Source organism: Prosthecobacter sp. (assembly GCF_044236155.1).
Taxonomy (GTDB): domain Bacteria; phylum Verrucomicrobiota; class Verrucomicrobiia; order Verrucomicrobiales; family Verrucomicrobiaceae; genus Prosthecobacter.
The window spans coordinates 1-6,391 of sequence record NZ_JBIIHA010000049.1 but is presented as its reverse complement, the minus strand read 5'-3'; the positions used below and the strand labels follow the sequence as shown (position 1 = coordinate 6,391).

Below are 6,391 nucleotides of genomic sequence, written 5' to 3'. Positions count from 1 at the left end.
GGGCGGCGTCGGGGTAGCGCTCGTCGAACTGCTGGCAGAGCCGCTGCGCGGTCTTGCGGTAGCGGCGGAACTCGGAGTGCAGCTTGCCGAACAGCCCCAAGGCGACCGGACGCGCACTGCCGGTCCACCCGAGGTAGTCCCACAGGAAGCGCAGGCCATCCGATGCCGTGGCGGTGCGCTTGGCTTGGATCTTGTTCTTGCCGAATCCGCCAAGGCAGCGGACCTCGCAGGCGCGGCGACAGAGTCCGAGCACGCTGGCAAGGTGATGCATGATCTTCTCGATCGTCGTGGTGCCCGCGAACACGCGGAACTCCACCACCCCGATGAACCGCCCGCGGGCGTCGCGGCGGAACGCCTTCTTGAAGTTGATCATGCCCCGCCCGCACTGCTCGGCGCACTCGGCTTTGACCCGCTCCTCCTCGCAGGTGATCATCTTGCGCATGGTGCTGCCCGTCTGCTCGTAGAGCGGGTGGCTGTAGTGGTTGAGATGGCGGCCCGTGCCCGTCTGGCCGTAGAGGCTGCGCGCGTGCCAGCGCCCGATATGGGCGAGCTTGCGGATGAACTCGCTCACCGCCTTGGTGTCCGACGTGCCGATCACCGACTCGATGCCCACGGTGATGTGGCAGCCGCAGGAGGCGTTGACACTGGCACCGACGGCGTTCATCCAGCCTACGAAGGCGGCCAGATGCTCCACGCCCGCCTCGCCGTGGAGGACGGGCGAGACAAACTCGCAGGGCACCTGCCCCGCCTCGCAGCGGATGGAGCCATCGCGCTCGGCCTTCCAGCGCGCGCCATGGAAGTCGGGGGCTTCAAGGCGCAGCCCGGAGAGGGTGCGGCCGCCCTGCACGGGCAGGCCGTTGTGATAGGCACCCACTTGGACGCCAGCGGCGGCGGGCAGGCGCGTTTCGAGTTCGATGCCCCACTGGATGGAGGCGGCTTTCAGGTCGATGGGCTTCATGAGGATGGAATGGGTGCGGGTGATTGAAGTCCATCCGGACTTCCCCTTGGCCTCGTCACCGTGCCTGCGTGTGTCGCGCCGTTTTGATCACCATTTTGCGAAGCGCTTATGAGAGGTCCCACGGCTCGCGGAACCCGATGAACTTCGGAAACCTGGGCGCTTCCTTCGCGCCGCTGGGCTGGTGCTTGAACTTCACCAGCCGGCCAATGAGCGTGTCGCGCTGCTGCCACAGGGTGACGCGGTCAATGCCGCCAACCACATGGTTGTAGCCCAAGCGGAACTCCACGCCCGTTTCCACATGGCGCACGATGAACCCGCCCAGCTCGCTGCGCCCGACCATGCCGGACTGCGCCATGCTGCGCTTCGTGCGCCCAAACGCGTCCTTCTCCGCCGCGTTGTGATTGCTCAACCCCTCGTAGGTGCTCACCACCACCGCCTCGGCGTCCTCGAAGCGTTTGATCTTGAGCAGGTAGCCCTCGCGCTCCGTGGACCGGCCGCACTTGTAAGGGGAACCCGGCGTGCGGATCATGACGCCTTCGTAGCCCTCAGCCACGCAGCGCTCCTCATAGGCCATCAGCTCCTCAAGCGAGCACATCTCCTCGGGCAGCACTTTATCGACGCGCTCGTAGTCCGGCAGCCGTGCCAGCTCCTGCATGCGGCAGGCATAGGGCACATCCAACCCGTCGCTCACATAGTCGAAGACGGCGAAGGTGAAGTCGGGTTCACCACTCTCGCGGCCCACATGCCCGGCGGTTTCGTTGAAGGTAGTGCCCTTCACAATCAGCTCGCCGTCCACGCCGTCGGGCAGGTTGGCCTCGATCCACTCGCGGATGAAGCGATTGGACACCGGCTTGAAGCTGCGGGTCAGGGCGCGGCCATTGATCTTGAGGCAGCGGATCCCGTCGAGCTTGGGAGTGGCCAGCACGGGGAAGTTGAGGTCATGCAGGCGCTCGCACGTGTCGGCGAGCATCGGCTTGGTGATTGAGGAGGGAGCGGTGGTAGTGATGGTCATGGTCATCAGGGGTGTCGTGTTGACCAGCGGTGGGGCTGGGTTCCCTGGTGCCTCGTCACCGTGCCTGCGTGTGTCGCGCCGTTTGCGTCGCCATTTATGAGATTGCGTGAAAACAGCTCGACAAGCTTTCCCATGACTGCGCCGCTCATAGCCAGGATGAGCAGATTGCGTGTGCGAAAAAATCAGCTTTGGTCTCGCGATGGAAATCCGCAAAGAAACCACCCTCAGGCAGGTGCTGGCTCAAATGAGCAGGGCGCAGATTGACCGCCCGGCGGAGATGATCAAAACAGTGCTCAATGACTATGACTTCGAGTTTGGAGAAAGTATCCGGCTCCGTCTCGACGGGCATGCGCGCGGGCAGGAAAACATCACGCGGGTTTTCGCGAAAATGCCCTGGGGTGGAAACCCCGTCTATCAACTAATCTCCGAGGATCGGGAAGTGGCGCTTCACTTCGTGGATGCTTTTGGTGGGTTCATCCTCCCGCCCAGGCACCAGTTTTATGAACTCCGAGGCGAAGGACGCCATCTGGGAACGATTCACTATTTCCCGAACATCGGTTTCGTCTTCACCAACAAGGAGCCATGCAAGGCGCTGCACCTGATCGACCTCGAAGGAGAAAAGTGGGTGGTTTACCGATCGGAACTCCCTTCCACCATTCTGACGATCACCCCTTACGCCGTGGTCACTACTGCCTCGGGTGAATTGGCGGCCATCATGGTGATACAACGAGGCTGGGGCCTGCCCAAGAACTGCCTCAAACTTTTCCGTCAAGTTCCCGCGGCACTCATTCCCTTGATGATGGCCATCTTTCACGGGCTCCAAATGACCCGTAGCGTGGACCCATCGCAGAGGGATGCGGCACTCACGCTTGCATTTGGGACAGGAACAGATCCCCTTGTATGGCCATGAAAGTCGGCAAGGCTTGGCAAGCGCCGCCGTTGTGGCCGCGTGGAATGCGTTTTACAGGCAAGCCGCATCGGATGGGATGAGGATATTCCGACCCATCACATCCACTTGTTGCGACCATCAGCGTCCTTGTTGAGATTGGCGGGCCAGCATCTTATGCCGAATGCGCTTCTCTCGGCGCGGGTTTCGAGCTGTTTAGCAATTTCCGGATCGACGCAGGAATATTCGCGCGCCGCCTAGGACGCGCGGTCGCAAACGGACGGCTTGCTGCACTTGCTAACGAATGAGAGCGTCCTGGCAGCCCCCCGTGGCCTACTCCGCAATAGTGAACACCACCGCAGAGTCCGAATCCCGCATGTTCCATTCGGTGCGTTGTACGTAATTGTCAGAGGGCTTTTCCTGACGCTGTTATTTGGAATGGAGCGAGGCCTTCGAGGAACTTGCGCCTCCTGGGGCATCAGACTCCGTGTGGCATGCGGCTCCTGATCGTGAAACTAAGTTCGGCGAGGTCGCCATCGGATTATCCTCCGGAAATGATTTTGATAACAGCTATTATGAAAACCTAGGGGTCAGTTTCAACGACCACACGGAATCCGCAACCACCTGTGCCTGATGGATCACGAAGTCGGTACGATGCCAAAAGCGTCTCGCGTGCGTTGGAATAGTAGGTGCCCCCACGGCTAACGTGTTCTTTCTTTTTACTGTCCCACCAATCTTCGACCCATTCTCGCACGTTGCCTTCCAAATCGTAAATGCCGAGATTGTTCGGCTTGAAGCTCATCACCGGCGCGGTATAAGGGAAACCATCTTCGTAATCTAAAACAAACTTCGTTTTAGGATCTAGCCGGGCACGCGAATAATCAAGAAAATTTCCGCTGGATGGAGGAGGTGGCCACTCTGTCCCCCATGGGAACAACGTTGTATTTTTCAAGACGTTAGAAGGCGTGGTGTTTTTATTCCACCTTTCGGTCTTGTCGATACCGACAGCAATACTCCATTCCTCGTCTGTGGGCAGACGGTAGGTCTTACCTTCCTTCTGGCTTAGCCACTCGCAAAATTTCTTCGCCTGCTCCCAAGTGACCTCAACAACGGGATCATCAGGATTGGGGGGAATCTTTCTTTGACCGAAAATGCGTTCCGTGCCAGGAACAACGGGATCGGGCGGCAAAAATCGATCATTCCCTTTACTCCAACTTGTGCCAATATCAGGGTTTTTGACCGCATAGGCAGAAAAGTCCACGTAGCGAGTTTCATGAATACAGATCAGGACATTCGTGCCCGGCAAGGACACAAATCTCATTCCAAGGCTGTTTTTTAACATGCCTTGAGGAACTGCCGGAATGGTTTGGGTTATAGTTGGAGGTGGTATCGCTGGTATCGCTGGTATCGCTGGTATCGCTGGTATCGCTGGCACGCTTGATGCGCCCCCGCCTGCACCGTCAAAGGTTTTGGTCGTGAATCCGCTATCTCGCAGCGCAGCACGGAGTTTGACGTAGAAGGCATCGAGACTGCTTCGCATAGTTGCCATGCGTTTGGCCCAGTCGAGTTTCATGTCCTGCAAGGCCAGCTCCACCTTTTTCTTGTCAGCGGCTTCGTTCACACGGAGTAGGTCACTGCGTTGTTGAACCTCTCGTTCGTATTGAGGCCAGCTCATCATATAATTGCGCCGTGCCTCAAGAGCCTGGTTGGTGGCCGGTGTCACCACCTTGGCTTGCACTGCTCGGTAACCAGCATTCAACAGCATCTTTTCACGTTCATCGAGAACTGCGATGATGGTGCTGCTATACTGGTATGCAGCTCGGTAGGCTTCAAGAGACGCCTGGGGCTTCGTTTTGCCTTCATCGACAATGTCCTCTCTCAGAAATGTGATGTTCTGACGAATGGCATCCGGAATGCTCTGCTCAATCGGGGCCAAGGCCCACGCCGAAAGGTTAGGTCCCTGCTGACTGAGAACTTGGAGAGCATCGGGAGCCCCACCTGTTTGGGCATAAATATGTCCTCCCAAGAAAAGGGAAATCAGAGCCAGGTTGTTCATGTGTAGTCTCATCGGAAAATTGGAGCACAACCTTTTGTGATGGGAAAGGATAGGGAATGAACTGCCACACAACGTGAACTTGCTTCTTTAGCGCTGGCTTAGCGTTACGAGCCTATATGTCCAAAGACGCGGCTACTGGCAACTCAGAGCGAGGATGCTTTCAAATGAGACATTAGATGTTGCCGCATTATCCCCGCACTGCAGCACGGAGTTTGATGTAGAGGGCGTCTAAATTCGCACGTAGCTCGCCCACGCGTTTGGCCCAGTCGAGTTTCATGTCCTGCAAGGCCAGCTCCACCTTTCTCTTGTCGGCGGCCTCGTTGACACGGAGCAGGTCACTGCGTTGTTGAACCTCCCGTTCGTATTGAGGCCAGCTCATGAGGTAATTTCGTCTCGCTTCGAGAGCTTGGTTTGTAGCTGGTGTCACCACATTGGCTTGTATGGCTCGGTAACCAGCCTTCAAAAGCATTTTTTCACGTTCGTCTAGTGCGGAGATGAGAGAGACGCAAAGTTGGTATGCTAGGCGGTAAGCGTCCAAGGAGGCTTTTGGCTTGGTTTTGCCTTCATCAAGCAGATCCTCACGCAGGAAGATAATGTTCTGACGAATGGCATCAGGAATGCTCTGCTCAATCGGGGCCAAGGCCCACGCCGAAAGGTTAGGTTCCTGCTGACTGAGAACTTGGAGAGCATCGGGAGCCCCACCTGTTTGGGCACAAATGTGTCCCCTCAAGAAAAGGGAAATCAGAGCCAGGAGCTTGATGCCTGTGATCATGTGTGGTGTCATTGGCTAATTTTTCCATAACGCTTTTAGGTGCACTGTGTTCTCAGGAATTATGTCATCCTGGTGGTTTTTGGCGGAAGCTTAACTTGGGGAGCTGCAGACAGAACCTCGCAAGCGGCAAGAACCTAAGCCCGCCCTCGGCATAGAGTTTTTCGAAGGCCGATTCCATGCTCTATCTCGCGCTTCACTTCGCGAATGGGGACCTGCGCGGACGAATGCACCGCCCGAAGAGTGGCAGGTGCCAGCCGGGCAGTTCAACACGCCAGCGCCAGCCATCCCGCTCCTGCCGGTCTGTGACCGGCCGTGCCTCAACCATCGAGGGCGGATGGATGGGCGGGTGGGGCACGAGCACATGCCACACCCCATGATCAACCAGGCACCATGCAATCCCCTTCTCCCGGTCCGGGCTTTCAAAATAGTCGGTGTCTGTGATATGGGAGCCGTCGAAGTCGATTTTCATAAACTGTTCATTTGCACAGTATAATGAAAGCGCCAAAATCAAGGCATGAAACGCAGTCCTCAAGAGCTCCTCGAAATGTCCGCCGCCATTGGTGGAACAACCGTCGCTGCCCAGCAGTGGCTCGATGCAGGCTTTAGCCCGGGCGATGCCAAAGCCTATGTGGATGCGGGTTGCTTTGATGTGGGCCGCACCCTCGAACTCAAACGAAACGGCATCAGCCCCCTCGACATCGCCCGCA

At 57.6% G+C, this 6,391-nt stretch carries 7 protein-coding genes; 2 read left to right on the top strand and 5 right to left on the bottom strand.

The annotated features are described in order from the left end of the window. Together ACILSE_RS22410 and ACILSE_RS22405 are read right to left on the bottom strand one after the other, a co-directional pair. Positions 1-958: amidoligase family protein (locus tag ACILSE_RS22410; protein ID WP_395719676.1), on the bottom strand; the 958-nt coding region annotated here is incomplete at its 3' end. A 106-nt stretch (positions 959-1,064) separates the two neighbouring features. After that, entirely contained in the window at positions 1,065-1,970 is a 906-nt protein-coding gene (locus tag ACILSE_RS22405; protein WP_395719675.1) for an ATP-dependent DNA ligase, read from the bottom strand. Positions 1,971-2,169: 199 nt separating this feature from the next. Between ACILSE_RS22405 and ACILSE_RS22400 the strand changes: the two genes are divergently transcribed. After that, positions 2,170-2,880 (top strand): hypothetical protein, encoded by a 711-nt coding sequence (locus ACILSE_RS22400; protein WP_395719674.1) that lies wholly within the window; start codon positions 2,170-2,172, stop codon positions 2,878-2,880. Between the two features lie 559 nt (positions 2,881-3,439). On the opposite strand, the gene ACILSE_RS22395 is transcribed toward ACILSE_RS22400, so the two are convergent. The 3 genes from ACILSE_RS22395 to ACILSE_RS22385 form a co-directional block, all read right to left on the bottom strand. Further along, on the bottom strand, positions 3,440-4,912 hold the full coding sequence (locus ACILSE_RS22395; RefSeq protein WP_395719673.1) for a formylglycine-generating enzyme family protein: 1,473 nt from the start codon (positions 4,910-4,912) through the stop codon (positions 3,440-3,442). Between the two features lie 187 nt (positions 4,913-5,099). Then, on the bottom strand, positions 5,100-5,684 hold the full coding sequence (locus ACILSE_RS22390) for a hypothetical protein (RefSeq protein ID WP_395719672.1): 585 nt from the start codon (positions 5,682-5,684) through the stop codon (positions 5,100-5,102). 193 nt (positions 5,685-5,877) lie between these two features. Then, entirely contained in the window at positions 5,878-6,153 is a 276-nt protein-coding gene (locus tag ACILSE_RS22385; RefSeq protein WP_395719671.1) for a hypothetical protein, read from the bottom strand. A 45-nt stretch (positions 6,154-6,198) separates the two neighbouring features. Here ACILSE_RS22385 and ACILSE_RS22380 point away from each other — a divergent pair. After that, positions 6,199-6,391 (top strand): hypothetical protein (locus tag ACILSE_RS22380; protein WP_395719670.1); only part of this gene is annotated, 193 nt, incomplete at its 3' end.